The 15,218-nt window shown below is 72.5% G+C and carries 15 protein-coding genes and 1 pseudogene; 10 read left to right on the plus strand and 6 right to left on the minus strand.

All coding sequences use genetic code 11. The features are described from left to right. From narH to narI, 3 genes are read left to right on the plus strand one after another with little or no spacing between them, the layout of a single operon-like run. Nucleotides 1-1,536, plus strand: coding sequence for a nitrate reductase subunit beta (narH, locus tag H0H10_RS22540; RefSeq protein WP_188182837.1), 1,536 nt, complete (start codon nucleotides 1-3; stop codon nucleotides 1,534-1,536). Next, nucleotides 1,533-2,390, plus strand: coding sequence for a nitrate reductase molybdenum cofactor assembly chaperone (narJ, locus tag H0H10_RS22545; RefSeq protein WP_188182838.1), 858 nt, complete (start codon nucleotides 1,533-1,535; stop codon nucleotides 2,388-2,390). The genes narH and narJ overlap by 4 nt, the downstream gene beginning before the upstream one ends. After that, nucleotides 2,387-3,118: a respiratory nitrate reductase subunit gamma gene (narI, locus tag H0H10_RS22550; RefSeq protein WP_188182839.1), complete on the plus strand. Its 732-nt coding sequence runs from the start codon at nucleotides 2,387-2,389 to the stop codon at nucleotides 3,116-3,118. The genes narJ and narI overlap by 4 nt, the downstream gene beginning before the upstream one ends. Nucleotides 3,119-3,201: 83 nt before the next feature. Here the strand turns inward: narI and H0H10_RS22555 are convergent, their stop codons facing one another. From H0H10_RS22555 to H0H10_RS22565, 3 genes are all read right to left on the minus strand, one after another. Further along, nucleotides 3,202-4,407, minus strand: a complete 1,206-nt coding sequence (locus H0H10_RS22555; protein ID WP_188182840.1) for a globin domain-containing protein — start codon at nucleotides 4,405-4,407, stop codon at nucleotides 3,202-3,204. Between the two features lie 242 nt (nucleotides 4,408-4,649). After that, nucleotides 4,650-6,392, minus strand: coding sequence for a sensor histidine kinase (locus tag H0H10_RS22560; RefSeq protein WP_188182841.1), 1,743 nt, complete (start codon nucleotides 6,390-6,392; stop codon nucleotides 4,650-4,652). 127 nt (nucleotides 6,393-6,519) lie between these two features. Continuing rightward, nucleotides 6,520-7,212, minus strand: a complete 693-nt coding sequence (locus H0H10_RS22565; RefSeq protein ID WP_188182842.1) for a response regulator — start codon at nucleotides 7,210-7,212, stop codon at nucleotides 6,520-6,522. A gap of 231 nt (nucleotides 7,213-7,443) precedes the next feature. Between H0H10_RS22565 and H0H10_RS22570 the strand changes: the two genes are divergently transcribed. After that, nucleotides 7,444-7,953 (plus strand): hypothetical protein, encoded by a 510-nt coding sequence (locus H0H10_RS22570; RefSeq protein WP_188182843.1) that lies wholly within the window; start codon nucleotides 7,444-7,446, stop codon nucleotides 7,951-7,953. On the opposite strand, the pseudogene H0H10_RS40165 reads toward H0H10_RS22570, so the two are convergent. Beyond that, nucleotides 7,953-8,048 (minus strand): annotated as a pseudogene (locus H0H10_RS40165) (MerR family transcriptional regulator); the annotation flags it as partial. The gene H0H10_RS22570 and the pseudogene H0H10_RS40165 sit on opposite strands and share 1 nt — an antisense overlap. A 261-nt stretch (nucleotides 8,049-8,309) precedes the next feature. On the opposite strand from H0H10_RS40165, the gene H0H10_RS22575 reads away from it, so the two are divergent. Continuing rightward, a complete protein-coding gene (locus tag H0H10_RS22575; RefSeq protein ID WP_188182844.1) occupies nucleotides 8,310-8,768 on the plus strand; it encodes a cyclic nucleotide-binding domain-containing protein in 459 nt (152 codons plus the stop codon). Nucleotides 8,769-8,810: 42 nt separating this feature from the next. Here H0H10_RS22575 and H0H10_RS22580 read toward each other — a convergent pair whose 3' ends face one another. Further along, nucleotides 8,811-9,098, minus strand: a complete 288-nt coding sequence (locus tag H0H10_RS22580) for a DUF1876 domain-containing protein (protein WP_188182845.1) — start codon at nucleotides 9,096-9,098, stop codon at nucleotides 8,811-8,813. Between the two features lie 637 nt (nucleotides 9,099-9,735). On the opposite strand from H0H10_RS22580, the gene H0H10_RS22585 reads away from it, so the two are divergent. The 3 genes from H0H10_RS22585 to ppk2 all read left to right on the plus strand — a co-directional run bounded on the left by H0H10_RS22585 (nucleotide 9,736) and on the right by ppk2 (nucleotide 13,020). Next, nucleotides 9,736-11,214 carry a glutamate-cysteine ligase family protein gene (locus tag H0H10_RS22585; protein ID WP_188182846.1) on the plus strand — a complete coding sequence of 493 codons (1,479 nt, stop codon included), beginning with the start codon at nucleotides 9,736-9,738 and terminating at the stop codon, nucleotides 11,212-11,214. Nucleotides 11,215-11,275: 61 nt separating this feature from the next. After that, nucleotides 11,276-12,109, plus strand: a complete 834-nt coding sequence (locus H0H10_RS22590; RefSeq protein ID WP_188182847.1) for a class II glutamine amidotransferase — start codon at nucleotides 11,276-11,278, stop codon at nucleotides 12,107-12,109. Nucleotides 12,110-12,216: 107 nt separating this feature from the next. Further along, entirely contained in the window at nucleotides 12,217-13,020 is an 804-nt protein-coding gene (gene ppk2 / locus H0H10_RS22595; protein ID WP_188182848.1) for a polyphosphate kinase 2, read from the plus strand. Between the two features lie 11 nt (nucleotides 13,021-13,031). Here ppk2 and H0H10_RS22600 read toward each other — a convergent pair whose 3' ends face one another. Next, entirely contained in the window at nucleotides 13,032-13,532 is a 501-nt protein-coding gene (locus tag H0H10_RS22600) for a hypothetical protein (protein WP_188182849.1), read from the minus strand. A gap of 128 nt (nucleotides 13,533-13,660) precedes the next feature. On the opposite strand from H0H10_RS22600, the gene H0H10_RS22605 reads away from it, so the two are divergent. After that, nucleotides 13,661-14,200, plus strand: a complete 540-nt coding sequence (locus H0H10_RS22605) for a hypothetical protein (RefSeq protein ID WP_188182850.1) — start codon at nucleotides 13,661-13,663, stop codon at nucleotides 14,198-14,200. A gap of 113 nt (nucleotides 14,201-14,313) precedes the next feature. Next, the gene (locus tag H0H10_RS22610; protein WP_188182851.1) at nucleotides 14,314-15,189 is read left to right on the plus strand and encodes an AraC family transcriptional regulator; all 876 of its coding nucleotides are present in this window, start codon (nucleotides 14,314-14,316) and stop codon (nucleotides 15,187-15,189) included. Nucleotides 15,190-15,218 lie beyond the last annotated feature (29 nt).

Genomic DNA, 15,218 nt, shown 5'->3' on the forward strand with positions numbered 1-15,218 from the left:
ATGCGTGTCATGGCCCAGATCGCCATGGTGATGAACCTCGACAAGTGCATCGGGTGCCACACCTGCTCGGTCACCTGCAAGCAGACCTGGACCAACCGGACCGGTGTCGAGTACGCCTGGTTCAACAACGTGGAGACCAAGCCGGGCGTCGGCTACCCACGCCGGTACGAGGACCAGGACCAGTGGAAGGGCGGCTGGAGACTGGATGGCAGGGGCCGGCTGGTGCTGCGCTCCGGTGGCCGGGTCAGGCGGCTGCTGTCGCTGTTCTCCAACCCGGACCTGCCGTCCATCGAGGACTACTACGAGCCGGTGACGTACGACTACGACACCCTGGTCAGCGCGCCCGCGGGTCCGGACATGCCGGTCGCCCGCCCCCGCTCGGTCCTCACCGGCAGGCCGACGTCCATCACCTGGGGCGCCAACTGGGAGGACGGACTGGGCGGCGCGCCGGAGCACGCGGGGGGCGATCCCAACCTTCGCGGCGAGTGGGCCGAGAAGGTCAGGTTCGAGTTCGAGCAGACCTTCCTGTTCCATCTGCCCCGGCTCTGCGAGCACTGCCTCAACCCGGCCTGCGTCTCGGCCTGTCCGTCCGGCGCGATGTACAAGCGGGCCGAGGACGGCATCGTCCTGGTCGACCAGGACCGCTGCCGGGGCTGGCGGATGTGCGTGACGGCGTGCCCGTACAAGAAGGTGTACGTCAACCACGCCACCGGCAAGGCCGAGAAGTGCACGTTCTGCTTCCCGCGCGTCGAGGCGGGTCAGCCCACGGTCTGCTCCGAGACGTGCGTGGGCCGGCTGCGCCACCTCGGACTGCTGCTGTACGACGCCGACAAGGTGGGCGAGGCCGCCGCGACCCCGGACGAGCAGGACCTGCTGGACGCCCAGCGCGACGTCTTCCTCGACCCGCACGACCCCGGGGTGATCGCGGCGGCGCGGCAGGCCGGCATTCCCGAGGACTGGCTGGACGCCGCGCGCCGCTCCCCGGTGTACGCGCTGGTGTCCCGGTACAGGGTGGCGCTGCCCCTGCACCCGCAGTACCGCACCCTGCCGATGGTCTGGTACGTGCCCCCGCTGTCACCCGTCCTGGACGCGGTGGCCGTCGCGGGCGGCGACCGGGACGACCCCGACCATGTCTTCGCCACCGTCACCCGGCTGCGCATCCCGCTGGAGTACCTGGCGGAGCTGTTCACCGCGGGGGACACCGACGTGGTCGCCGGGGTGCTGATGAAACTGACCGCGCTGCGCTCGTACATGCGGGAGAAGACCCTGGGTCAGGCGGGCGACGAGGCCGTGCTGGAGGCCGTGGGCCTGACCCCGCGTGAGGCGCAGGACCTGCACCGCCTGCTGGCGGTGGCCAAGTACCGGGACCGGTACGTCGTGCCGGCCGCCCACAAGGAGGACGCGGCCGCGCTCACCGCCCTGGAGAACCGCTGCCCGGTGGAGTCCCCCGGCGGGCCGTCCGGGCGGAAGGTCATGCTCGGTCTTCCCACCCTGCGCCGCCGCACCCCCGAAACCCCCGCCGGAGGCCGCCCGTGAGTCCGCTGCCCGACACCGTGCCCGCCATCGTCCGCGCCCGGCTGCGGGCGGCCGTGCGCCGCCCGTCCCGGTTCACGCCCGAGGAGATCGCGGACCGCGCGCTGGTCCTGCGGCTGCTGTCGCTGCTGCTGCAGTACCCGGACGCCGAGCTGACGGCCGCCCGGCCCGCCGTGGCCGCCGCGGGCCGGGCGCTGCCGCCGTCCCCGGCCGCCACCGAACTGTCCGCGTTCACGGACTGGTTCACCGGCCAGGAGCCACAGGCGCTGGAGCGGCACTACGTCGAGATGTTCGACCTGCGCCGCAAGAGCAGCCTCTACCTCACCTACTACCTGCACGGCGACACCCGCCGCCGGGGCGTGGCCCTGCTCACCCTGGCCCGGAGTTACCGGGCCGCGGGCTGGCAGGTCGGCGGCAGCGAACTCCCCGACCATCTGCCGGTGGTGCTGGAGTTCGCCGCGCTGTCGGGTCCGGGCGCCGGCGAGGCGCCGCTGCGCCGGCACCGGCGCAGCCTGGAGCTGATCCACCGGGCACTGACCGACGCGGGCTCGCCCTACCGGCACCTGCTGGCCGCGCTGCTCACCCTGATGCCGCCGGCCACCGAGGCCGACCTCGCGGCCGTGGCCGAACTGGCCGCCGAGGGGCCACCGGACGAGGACGTCGGCCTGGACCCGTACGCGGGCGGCGGCTTCACCCCTCCCGGCGGCTTCACCCCTCCCGGCGGCTTCGCCCCTCCCGGCGCCTTCGCCCCTCCCGGCGCCTTCGCCCCTCCCGGCGCCTCCGTCCCTCCCGAGCAGGCCCCGCCCGCCCCCGTGCCGCCCTCCCCCTCCGCCTCCTCCCCGGATGGTCCTCGATGAACGCTTCAGGAACCGACCTCGTGCTGTGGGTCGCCTTCCCCTACGTCTGCCTGGCCGTGTTCGCCGTCGGGCACGTCCGGCGCTACCGGCAGGACCAGTTCGGCTGGACCTCCCGCACCAGCCAGCTGCTGGAACACCGCCGGCTGCGCTGGGGCAGCCCGCTGTTCCACCTCGGGGCCTTCACGGTGATCGCCGGGCACGTGGCCGGCCTCGCCGTGCCCGCGTCGTGGACCGAGGCCGCCGGCATCAGCGAGCACGCCTACCACACCACCGCCGTGTGGGCGGGCTCGGTGGCGGGCGTCGCCATGGTCACCGGGCTCGGCATGCTGTGCGCCCGCCGGCTGCTGACCCGGCGCATCCGGCTCGGCACCGACCGCAGCGACAAGGTGCTCTTCCCGCTGCTGTCCGCGACCGTGCTGCTCGGCATCCTCGCAACGGCCGCGCACAACGTCTTCGGCGGCGGCTACGACTACCGGGAGACCGTCTCGGTGTGGTTCCGCGGCCTGTTCACCCTCCAGCCGCAGCCGGAGGCGATCTCCGGCGCGCCCCTGCTGTTCCGGCTGCACGCGCTGAGCGCCTGCCTGCTCTTCGCGGCCTGGCCCTTCACCCGGCTCGTGCACGTGTGGAGCGCCCCGATCGGCTACCTCGCCCGCCCCTACCTGGTCTACCGGCGCCGGGCCGCCACAGCGCCGCCGGTGGCCCACGGCAGCGCGCCCGACGAGACCTGACGGCCCGCACCACCGATGAAGCCCCTGGCGACCGCGTCCGGCTGCCAGGGGCTTCGCGTATCCGTGTCGTGGCGTGGGTGGGGTCAGTCCTCGGCGCGGGCCAGCCACAGATCCGGGCCGAAGACCTCGTAGCGGATGCGGCGGGCGGGCACGCCGGCCCGGAGGAGCTGTCCGCGGACGGCCCGCATGAAGGGCAGCGGACCGCACAGGTACACGTCGGCGTCGGCCGGCAGTCCGAGGCCGTCGAGGTCCATCAGGCCGCTGCGGGCGCCGGCTTCGCCGTCGGCGTCCTGCTCGTACCAGAAATCCGCCTGGGCATCGGTCAGTTCGTCCACCAGGCGACGGGTCTCGGCGCGCAGGGCGTGGTCGGCGGGGCTGCGGTCGGCGTGCAGGACCCTGACCTCACGGTCGGAGCCGCTGGCGGCGAGGTGTTGGAGCATGCCGACCATCGGGGTGCAGCCGATTCCCGCGGAGACCAGCAGCAGCGGTGCGTCGGAGTCGTCGAGGACCACGTCTCCGAACGGGGACGACAGGGTCAGCTCGTCACCGGCGCGGACGGTGCGGTGCAGGTGGTTGGAGACCTCGCCCTCGGGGGTCCCGGCCGCACTCGCGACCCGCTTGACGGTGATCCGGCGCATCCGGTCGCCGGGTGCGCCGGACAGGCTGTACTGGCGCAGTTGGCGGACGCCGTCGGACATCAGGACCCGGACGCTGACGTACTGGCCGGCCTTGGCGGGCGGTACGGGTTCGCCGTCGGCCGGGCGCAGCAGGAAGGACACCACGTCGTCGGTCTCCTGACGGCGTTCGACGACGGTCCACTGCCGCCAGGGGTGGCGCGGGTCGATGCCGGCCTCCTGGTAGAGGCGGGCCTCACGGGCTATGAGGGCGCCCGCCATCCGCCAGTACACCTCGTCCCACGCGCCGGCCACCTCAGGGGTGACCGCGTCCCCGAGGACGTCAGCGATGGCCCCGAACAGGTACTTGTGGACGATCGTGTACTGGTCCTCGGTCACACCGAGGGCCGCGTGCTTGTGCGCGATGCGGGACAGCAGCGCCTCCGGGCGGGCGTCGGGGTCGGCGAGCAGCGCCTGGGCGAACGCCGCGATGGACCCGGCCAGTGCCCTGCGCTGTTCCCCGCTCGCCTGGTTGCCGCGGTTGAACAAGCCGTCCAGCAGCTCGGGCCGTTCGGCGAACATCGTGCCGTAGAAGCGGGACGCGATCTCGTCGAGCGCTCCGCCCACGGCGGGCAGGGTGGCACGGACGACGGCGGCTGACTCGGTCGAGAGCATGGGTCTCCTCGGGAGTATGTGCTGGTGGGGGTGCGGCTCACGGAGTGCCGCTGTTCACCTGCCTATCAGCCACGAGGCCCGCTCCGGGCCCCCGGCGGCCCGATCGAGGCCGAACGGCCGTGGGGGTCGGGCCGGTCGGTCCCGTCGGCGCGGACCGGCAGGGGCCGTACGGCCCTACCGGCGGCGTGCGTCGCGTGGTGGCCGTTCCCCTCGCTCGGCCACGACGGGGCCACCCTCCCCCGTCACTGGCCGGGCGGGGCCTTCACGTCGCTCACCGGTGCGTGCCACACCAGCCTGGTTCCCCCGCCGTCGGGCGTGGTCAGTTGCAGGTCGCCGCCCAGTCGCCGGGCCCGCTCCGCCATGTTGGCCAGGCCGCTGCGGCGGCCCCCGGGCGCCGTGCCCACGCCGTTGTCGGCGACGGTCAGCCGTACGGTCCTGCCGTCCGTCTCCAGCGCCACTTCGGCCCGGTCGGCGTGCGCGTGCCGGGCGATGTTCGTCAGCGACTCCGACAAGACCGCCACCACGTGGTCCGCGGTCTCCCTGGTCACGTGCGTGTCGAGCAGCCCTTCCATCCGCACACTGGGCGCGAACCCGAGCACCCTCGCGGACTCCCCGACGACCCGCACCGCACGCGCCCGCAGGCCGGGGGCCGCGTCGTCGTCACGGGCGCGCAGGCCGAAGATGGTCGATCTGATGATCTTGATCGTCTCGTCGAGGTCGTCCACCGCCCGCAGGACGCGCTCCTTGGCACCGGCATGGTCGATCAGACGGCCCGCGCTCTGCAGCGTCATACCCGTGGCGAACAGCCTCTGGATGGCCAGGTCGTGCAGGTCGCGGGCGATCCGGTCCCGGTCCTCCAGCACGGCGATCTGCTCGGCGTCCCGGCGCCGTTCGGCCAGCTCCATGGCGAGGGCGGCCTGCGCGGCGAAGCTGCTCAGCGGCTCCAGCTCCTTGCCCAAGAAGTCTCCGGCGCCGGTCTCGCGGGCCAGCAGGACCACTCCGCGCACGTTCCCGCCCGCGCCGATGGGCACCGCAACGGCCGGCCCGAGACCGGCGAACCGGGGCGGACCGGCCGTGACCCGGTCGTCGTGCGCGACATCGGGGCTGGTCACGGGGGTGCCACTGGCGAACGCGGCGCCCGTGAGCGTGCCCTCGACGGACAGGACCAGGCCGCGGTGCGCGTCCGCCTGGTGCCCGATGGCCAGTTCCACGGTGAGGGTGTCGGTGTTCCGCACCGGAGTGGACAGCGCGGCGAGGGCGGAGCCGGTGATCTCCCGCGCGCGTTCGGCGATGAGTCCGAGGACCTCCGCCTGCGCGGCACCGGACATCAGGCTCTGGGTGATCTCCGCGCTGGCCCGGAGCCAGCGCTCGCGCAGCCGCGACTCCTCGTACAACCGGGCGTTGTCGATGGCCACACCCGCCGCCACGGCCAGCGTGGACAGGACCGACTCGTCCTCCTCGTCGAAGGCGAGACCGCCCCGCTTCTCCGTGAGGTAGAGATTGCCGAAGACCTGGTCGCGCACCCGGATCGGGACGCCGAGGAAGGTGTTCATCGGCGGGTGGTGCGCCGGGAAGCCGTACGACGACGGGTGCTCGGACAGCTTCGCCAGCCGCAGCGGCTCCGGGTGCCTGATCAGCTCCCCGAGAATCCCGTGCCCCTCCGGGAACGGGCCGATCCGGGCGATCTGCTCCTCGCTGACGCCGACGGTGTGGAAGGCCGACAGCAGTCTGCCGTCCGAGCCGATCACCCCCAGCGCCGCGTACTCGGCGTCCACGAGGGTCGCCGCGGCCTCCACGATGCTGCGCAGCGCCTGTGCCAGGTCGAGTTCGCGGCCGACGGAGAGCACCGCCTCCAGCAGACTGTGCACCCGGTCCCGCGTGCCGCGGGCCGCGTCCAGGCGTGCCTGCAGCTCCTCGAGCAGCTCGTCCAGCCGCAGCTGCGGCAGCCGTACGACGGCCTCCCCCGGCTGCTCGGAGCCTCCCACCGCTGATCCTCCAAGCCCCACGAAGTACCGATAGCCGTTCCGCTCGCGAGCAACACTAACGGCAGCGGTACGCGCACGGCAGTGCGGCCCCGGACGCGGGGGCACAGGGGGCGCGGGAGAGCCCGGGTCAGCCGGCGTCCCCCCGCGGCCGCTGTCCGGCCTGGGCGGCGATGACGGCGGCCTGGATGCGCCGTTCCACGCCGAGCTTGGCGAGCAGACGGGAGATGTGGTTCTTCACCGTCTTCTCGGCCAGGTAGAGGCGCTGACCGATCTGACGGTTGGTCAGACCGTCACCGATCAGGGCAAGGATCTCCCGCTCACGGTCGGTCAGGCCGGGCAGCGCGTCCGGCGCCTCCTCCTGCTGCTGCCCGCCCCGCAGCCGGGCCATCAGCTTCGTGGTGGCGCTGGGGTCGAGCAGCGACTGGCCCCGGGCCACCGTGCGCACCGCCGAGACGAGGTCCGAGCCCTGGATCTGCTTCAGCACGTAGCCGGAGGCACCCGCCATGATCGAGTCGAGCAGTGCCTCCTCGTCGTCGAAAGAGGTCAGCATCAGACAGGCCAACTCCGGTACGCGGGAGCGCAGCTCACGGCAGACGGTCACGCCGTCCCCCTCGGGCAGCCGGACGTCGAGCACCGCCACGTCCGGGCGCAGGGCGGGTACGCGGACCAGGGCCTGCTCGGCGGTGGCGGCCTCGCCGACCACCTCGATGTCCGGTTCGTCGTTCAGCAGATCGTGCACCCCACGCCGTACCACCTCGTGGTCGTCGAGAAGAAAGACCCGGATCGGGGTGTCGGGGCCGGCCTGCTCACGGTCCGCCATCGGTCGCTCCTTGTGCTGTTCTCGGTTTCGAAGGCAATCATTGTCCGGGTGCCGGGCCGCAACGCCAGGGCCGGTCGGCCCTCCATCCGGGCCTGTCAGCCCACGGACGGCGGCTGACCCGGCGTTGAAGAGTTCCGTCACGGGCCGGTCGCCTGCACCGGAGTCCGGCCGGCCCTGGAGCGCTGGGACCGCACCGGCGCGCGTACGGTGCGAAGAGAGGACTGCCCGGAAGTGATCGCAGTTGTGGGACACCCCGATCTCACCACGTCCACGTTCGCGTCGCTGGAGGAGGAACTGCGCTCCCGGCTCGCCGGATTCGCGCGGGCGGGCAGGGCGGCGGTGGTGCGCGCGGGGCAGGGACTCCCCGTCGTCGTCGGCCGCGCCGCCCGCGCCGCGGGGCTCGCCCTGGTGACGGTCCTGCCGTCGAGGAACGGCGTGCCCGCGGCCCTTCGGGAGGCCGACCGCAAGGCCGCCGGGGAACTGCTGTTGCTGTCGGAGCGGGTGCGGCTGCTGGAGTACGACCCCGCGGACCGGGACGCCTGCGTCGGCGCCGACGAGCGGCTGCTGGACGGCTGCGAGCGGCTGCTGGCCGTGTGGGACGGTTCCCCGTCGAACGGCCGGGACGCCACGGCACACCTGGTCGCCTTCGCCCGCGGTCGCGGCATCGGCGTCGAGGTGGTGTGGCCTCCCGGCGCCTCGCGGACCGCCGGACTTCTCCGGGGCTGCACCGCGGCCGGCTGATCACCGGCGGTGCAGAGCCGGTGTCCGGCAGCCGTGCGCAGCGACGGCCACACCTGGCCGGTCTCGTCCCAGTGGTGCAGCGCCCGAACCGTCACGCCCGGAGAAGGGCTTCGCCGCGGTGAGAACGATGCGTGCGTTGTCCGGGGTGATCACCGTCATGGTCATCCGAAGGGGGCCGAACGTCCCGGTATCGGGTCCGGGTGGCCCGTCGCCTCGCCCACCACTCGGGGGCAGGCTGAGGTCAGCAGGCCCCAGGGACCGCAGGCGGCGGTGATGCGGCGTCCCGGCGTCCCGGGGACGCACGGTCCGGCCGTTCGCCGACCGCCTGCACCGAGAGTACGAAGGGAGCCCGAGCGATGACCTCCACCACCACGCTGACCGCAGCCCTCCCGGCCGGCCACCGCGAGCGACTCACGCGGATCGCCCGCGAGGTGTCCGTCGACGAAGGTACGCGGCTGTTCGACGAGGGCCGGCGAGCCGACCGGTTCTGGATCATCCGAACGGGAACCGTGACGCTCGATCTGCGCGTCCCCGGGCGCCGTGCCGCCGTCATCGAGTCGCTGGGCCACGGCGAACTCGTCGGCTGGTCCTGGCTTTTCCCTCCCCACCGCTGGCACCTGGGCGCCGAGGCGATGAGCCCGGTGCGGGCCTGGGAGTTCGACGCGGACACCGTGCGGGCCATGGGAGCCCAGGACCCCGAGTTCGGCCGCGCGGTGGCCCACTGGGTCGGCAACGTGGCCGCCCGCCGACTGCACGCGACCCGGGTCCGGCTGCTGGACCTGTACGGCCCGTGCGGCAGCGGGAGCCGGCTGTGAGCAGCCGGCTCCCGGCTCGGTGCGGTGGGCTTCCGCCGGGGTTCACATGGGCCAGCCGGTGACCTGCCGTGTGCTCGGCCTGGACGCGCCCACTCCCTCGATGTCGCGTTCGGCGGCGTCCAGCAGCTGCTGGGCGAGGTTGTTCATGGCCCTGCCCGCCGCCAGCTCGTCGCCGATCTCCGGCAGGTACCTGTCCGCCGGATGGCAGTGGGCGGACCCGTGGCCGGTGAGCGCGGTGGCACCGGTGTCCAGCACCACGCGTGCCTTCGTCGTTCCCTCGTCGTCCTCGAAAAGGTGGAGACGAACCTTCCATTCCACCGTGTGCGGCATCCTTCTCCTCCTCACGTCGGGCAAGCGCTGCCGGCCTGCTGGGAGAGGTTCCCCGGTGACCGGCTTCCCCGCCCCCGTCCTGCCGAACGCCGCGCCCGGCACGCGCCGCGAGCCCGGTCCGGTTCGGTTCGGTTCGGTTCGGGGAGCTCGACGTCGCCCGGTTCGAGCTCGCGCCGCTGGCGGGCGTCACGGCGGGTGCCCCTGCCCGCCGCCGGGAGCGGCTGACCGGGCAGGGGCTGGTCTGAGCGAGGCGGTCACCGTCGAGCTCACGGCTCCCGGCGGGGCCGACCTGCTGCTCGACGTGCCGGCCCCGGCACCGGGCGCGCTGAACCGGTTCGTCACGGAGCGTCCGGCTCTGCTGCCCGACGTGACCGGGGCGGAGTGCCTGTCCGCCACATCGCTGTACACGGAGGGCAGCCGCCGGCGGAGCCGGCCCACCGCACCGGCTCCGGGGCGGCGACGTTCCGCTGCGACGTGGCTCCGGCGCCGACCGGCCTGCCGGTGGCGGTGACGTTCCGCGGACGGGCGCCGGCCCCGGCGGCCGCGCCTCGCGTGGTCGCGCCTCGCGTGGTCGCGCTCGTCGGGCGGTGCGACGCTGGGATGGAGAACGTCCGAGGAGGCAACCCCGGGAGGGCCGATGGGACGGGACGTCCCGGCGCTGGTCTTCACCCGCGAGGACCGCCGCCGCTACCGGATCAAGATGCAGGAGTGTCTCGACGCGTTCGCGCAGATGCTGCGCGAGTCGCGGTTCGAGGCCGAGCGGCCCCAGGTGGGGCTGGAGATCGAGCTGAACCTCGTCGACGGCGCGGCGGAACCCGCGATGCGCAACAGCGACGTGCTGGAGGCCATCGCCGACCCGGCGTGGTCGACCGAGCTGGGCCGGTTCAACCTGGAGATCAACGTTCCGCCGCGCCGTCTCACGGCGGGCGGTCCCGACGCCTGGGAGACCGAGATCCGCGCCGCGCTGAACCACGCCGACCAGCGCGCCAGGTCCGTCGGCGCCCATCTGATCATGATCGGCATCCTTCCCACGCTCAGGCAGCAGGACGTCGGCGAGGCCGCGCTGTCGGAGAACCCGCGCTACCGGCTGCTCAACGACCAGGTCTTCGCGGCCCGCGGCGAGGATCTGCGCATCGAGGTGGACGGGGTCGACCGGCTGCGCACCTACGCGGACACGATCACGCCGGAGGCCGCGTGCACCAGCACCCAGTTCCACCTGCAGGTGTCACCGGAGGAGTTCGCCGACTACTGGAACGCCGCCCAGGCGATCGCCGGCGTACAGGTCGGGCTCGCGGCCAACTCGCCGTTCCTGCTCGGCAAGGAGCTGTGGCACGAGACACGCATCCCCCTCTTCGAGCAGGCGACCGACACCCGTCCGCAGGAGATCAAGGTGCAGGGGGTGCGGCCCCGGGTGTGGTTCGGCGAGCGGTGGATCAACAGCGTCTTCGACCTCTTCGAGGAGAACCTGCGCTACTTCCCGGCGCTGCTGCCCCTGTGCGACGACCAGGACCCCGCGGAGACGCTGGACCGCGGCGACATCCCCGAACTCGGCGAGCTGACCCTGCACAACGGCACGATCTACCGGTGGAACCGCCCGGTGTACGCCGTCGCGCACGACAAGCCCCACGTCAGGGTGGAGAACCGGGTGCTGCCCGCCGGCCCGACCGTCGCCGACACCCTCGCCAACGGCGCCTTCTACTACGGGCTCACCCGCGCCTTGGTGGAGGAGGACCGCCCGGTGTGGTCGCGGATGTCCTTCTCGGCCGCCCAGGACAACCTGCACGAGGCGGCGCGGCACGGCATCGAGGCACGGCTGTACTGGCCCGGCATGGGCGAGGTACCGGTGCCCGAGCTGGTCCTGCGGCGCCTGCTGCCGCTCGCGCACCGGGGGCTGGAGCGGTCCGGCATGGACGAGGCCTGGCGGGAGCCGCTGCTCGGCATCATCGAGCAGCGGTGCGTCACCGGCCGCAACGGTGCGGTCTGGCAGAAGGAGATGTTCCACCGCCTGGACGCCTCCACCCGTTCCGGGCGGCACGAGTCGCTGCGCCGGATGACCCAGATGTACATCGACTACATGCACCTCAACGCCCCCGTCCACACCTGGCCGGTCGACTGACGCCCGGTCCGGGAGGGGAGGTGGCGGCGAGCGGCGGACCGGTGCCGGGAGGCGACGGAAGATGTGCCGATGGCTCGCCTACTCGGGTGCGCCCGTGCTCCTCGACACCATCCTCTACAAGCCGGAGCACTCGCTGATCGACCAGAGCCTGCACGCCCGCATGGGCGTCGAGACGACGAACGGGGACGGGTTCGGCGTGGGCTGGTACGGCCCGCACATGCAGACCCCGGCGGTGGTCCGGGAGATCGGTCCGGCCTGGAGCGACCGCAACCTCCGGGAGATCGCGGCCCACGTCCGTTCGTCCCTGTTCTTCGCCCACATCCGCGCCTCGACGGGCAGTGCCGTGCAGCAGACGAACTGCCATCCGTTCCGGCACGGCCGCTGGATGTGGATGCACAACGGAGCGATCGCCGAGTTCCACCTGAGCCGGCGCGACCTGGCTCTGGCCGTCGACCCGAGTCTGTACGCCTACATCGAGGGATCGACGGACTCGGAGATGATGTTCTTCCTGGCGCTCACGCTGGGGCTGGAGGACGACCCTCCGCGGGCCGTCGCCCGGATGGCGGCGATGATCGAACGGACCGGTCACGACCACGGCGTCGAGTACCCGCTGCAGATGACGGTCGCCGTGACCGACGGGCTGCGGCTGTGGGCCTTCCGCTACTCCAGCCAGGGCGCCTCGCGGTCGCTGTACTACAGCACGCGGGTGGACACCCTGCGTGCGCTCCACCCGGACCTGGGGTTCCTGAGGGACATGTCCGAGGACACCCGCCTGATCGTGTCCGAGCCCCTGGGCAGTCTGCCCGGCGCCTGGAACAAGGTCCCGGAGAGCAGCTACGGCGTCGTCCAGCCCGGTGAGGACGTCATGCTCCCCTTCGCACCGCAGGCCGACTGACCTCGCGGTACGGCGGACGGGGTGCGCGGGCGCCCGCACGGACGTACGGTGGCCCGCATCGGTGACGTGGTGGGTCACCGCCGGCGGGCTCAGCGGGTGGAGGCGGCATGGCCGGCAAGAAGGCGGCGAAGCTGCCGCGGAAGGTGTACGAGAAGGAACTGCGTAGGCTCCAGACGGAGTTGGCGAGGCTGCAGGAGTGGGTGCGGGCACAGGACGCGCGCCTGGTCGTCGTCTTCGAGGGCCGGGACGCGGCCGGCAAGGGCGGCACGATCAAGCGGGTCACCGAGCACCTGAACCCGCGTGTCGCGCGGATCGCGGCCCTGCCGAAGCCCACCGAGCGCGAACGGACGCAGTGGTACTTCCAGCGGTACGTGCAGCATCTGCCGGCCGCCGGGGAGATCGTGCTGTTCGACCGCTCCTGGTACAACCGGGCCGGGGTCGAGCATGTGATGGGCTTCTGCACCAAGGAGGAGCACCAGCGGTTCCTGCGCCAGTGCCCGATCTTCGAGCGGATGCTGGTGGAAGACGGCATCCTGCTGCGCAAGTACTGGTTCTCGGTGAGCGACACCGAACAGCAGGAGCGCTTCCGGCGCCGTCTGGAGGACCCCCTGCGCCGCTGGAAGCTGTCGCCGATGGACCTGGAGTCGATCACGCGCTGGGAGGCGTACTCGCGGGCCAAGGACGAGATGATGGTGCACACGGACATCCCCGAGGCGCCGTGGTACGTGGTGGAGAGCGACGACAAGCGCCGGGCGCGGCTGAACATGATCGCCCATCTGCTGGACTCCGTCCCCTACCACCACGTGTCACCGCCGGTCCTGGAGCTTCCCGATCGGCCCGCCTCCACGGGGTACGAGCGCACGCCGCGCGAACTGCAGACCTACGTCCCCGACCACGCGGCCGGCCTGTGAGGCGGCGGCCGTCAGGTGAAGGGGCTGATGGGGCTGCGTGTGCCCGGGCTGTCGGGGCGGGCCGTGTGGTCGGGATGGTTGCGGGTGCGGCGGGCCTCCTTCAGCTCCGCCTCGTACAGGTGGTCGCGGCCGTCGGCCAGCTCCTGGACCGCCGCGTGCTCCAGGTCCTTGAACGCCTCGTAGTACGTCCGGTCGTACGCCTCGACGACCTGGAACGTCCAGTGGCCGGGGATCACGTTGCGGCCCAGGATCTCCCTCTCCACACGGTCCGCCCACGCCTGGTGCCCCGCCCTGCGCAGCAGTGCCACCGTACGGTCCAGTTCCAGGTCGGCCGTGCCGGTCAGCTGGTGGAAGGAGTACAGGTGCCCGCGGGCCCGCTCGGTCGTCTCCAGCGCCTTCGACAAGGACCCGAGCGCTTCCACCGTCAGGTCGCTGACACCCTCGGGACGCCGGTACGGGTCTTCCCTGCCGTCCTCCCCCGGTTTCTTTCCCTCTCCAGGGCTCTTCGCCATCTCGGCACTCCCTCGCACACGAGCGGTGGCATCCGGCATGCTGCTCCCTACAGCCTGAGGGTCGTGCGGCCACTTCGCAGCTCAAGGTCCGGGCGGGCATCGCCACGGGTGAGAGGAATACGCTTGTCGTGTCTCGGCCACTGCTCTACCTCGACGTCGACGGCCCGCTCAATCCCTACGCGGCGCAGCCGCAGCGGCGTCCCGAGGGGTACTCCACCCACCGGATGAAGCCCGAGGGATGGGTGGCCCAGCATCCGGGGACACCACGGGCGTACGTGAAGCCGCTGCGTGTCTGGCTGAACCCGGAGCACGGCCGCAGGCTGCGGAGTCTGGGCGAGCTGTACGACCTGGTGTGGGCCACCACGTGGGGGCGGGAGGCGAACCTCTTCATCGCGCCGGTCCTCGGCCTTCCGGAACTGCCCGTCGTCACGTGGCCGGCGCCATGGGGCACGGAGCCGGACGGCACCTTCTGGAAGACCCGCGGTCTCGTGGAGCACGCCGACGGCCGTCCCTTCGCCTGGGTCGACGACGAGATCGGCCCTGCCGACCGGGCCTTCGTGGCGGCGCACCACGACGGTGCGGCGCTCCTGCACCGCGTCGACCCGCGGCTGGGTCTGCGCGACGGCGACTTCGGGGTCCTCGAGGCGTTCGCCCGCGCGATCGTGTGACACCGGTCCCCCGGGCGGCCGTGCGCACCCGACCTCATCGGGCACAGGATGTCGGGTCCGGCAGGGTGTGCGGTGCCTAGCGTGGTGATCGCAGATAAGGAAGGGGACCTGGCGTGCTGGAGCGGCTCAACCAGACCATGGAGTACATCGAGCGCCATCTCGACCGGTCCATCGACGTGGCAGGGCTGGCGCGTCTCGCGGCGACCTCCGAGTACCACCTGCGCCGGATGTTCTCCGCGCTCGCGGGCATCCCGCTGTCGGAGTACATCCGGCGCCGGCGTCTGACCGTCGCCGGCGCGGAGGTGCTCGCCGGGGACGTTCCGCTGCTGGACATCGCGGTGCGCTACGGGTACGGCTCGGGCGAGGCGTTCGCCCGTGCGTTCCGCGCCATGCACGGTGTCGGGCCGGGCGAGGCCCGGCGTACCGGCGCCGCGCTCGTCTCCCAGCCACGGCTGACCTTCCGCCTCACCCTCGAAGGGAGCAGCAGCATGCGATACCGCGTAGTGGACAGGCCGGCCTTCACCGTCGCCGGCTTCAAGGCCCGGGTGCCACTGGTGCATTCGGGGCCGAACCAGGCGATCATCGACTTCGTGCGCGGGATCGGGCCGCAGGAGGCCGAACGCCTGGAGGAGCTGTCGGATCTGGAGCCGCGGGGCGTCGTCGCTGTCTGCGACGACCTGGACCCGAGCCGCGCCGAGGGAACCGAACTCGACTACTACCACGGGGTGATCACGTCGATGGCCGCACCGGACGGCCTGTCGGTCCTGCCCGTCCCGGCCGGGACCTGGGCCGTGTTCACCACCTCGGGACCGGCTCCGCAGGCCATCCAGAACCTGTGGCGGGACGTGTTCACGGAGTGGTTCCCGTCCAACCCGTACCGCAGCCGGCCCGGCCCCGAGATCCTGCGCAGCCGTCTGTCGGCGGACGGGACCGAGGCCGACGCCGAACTGTGGCTGCCGGTGGAACGGGAGCAGGGCACGTCACGCTGAGGTGCGCCGCACCGTGGGAGCGCTTCGGT

Source organism: Streptomyces griseicoloratus (assembly GCF_014534645.1).
GTDB classification, from domain to species: domain Bacteria; phylum Actinomycetota; class Actinomycetes; order Streptomycetales; family Streptomycetaceae; genus Streptomyces; species Streptomyces griseicoloratus.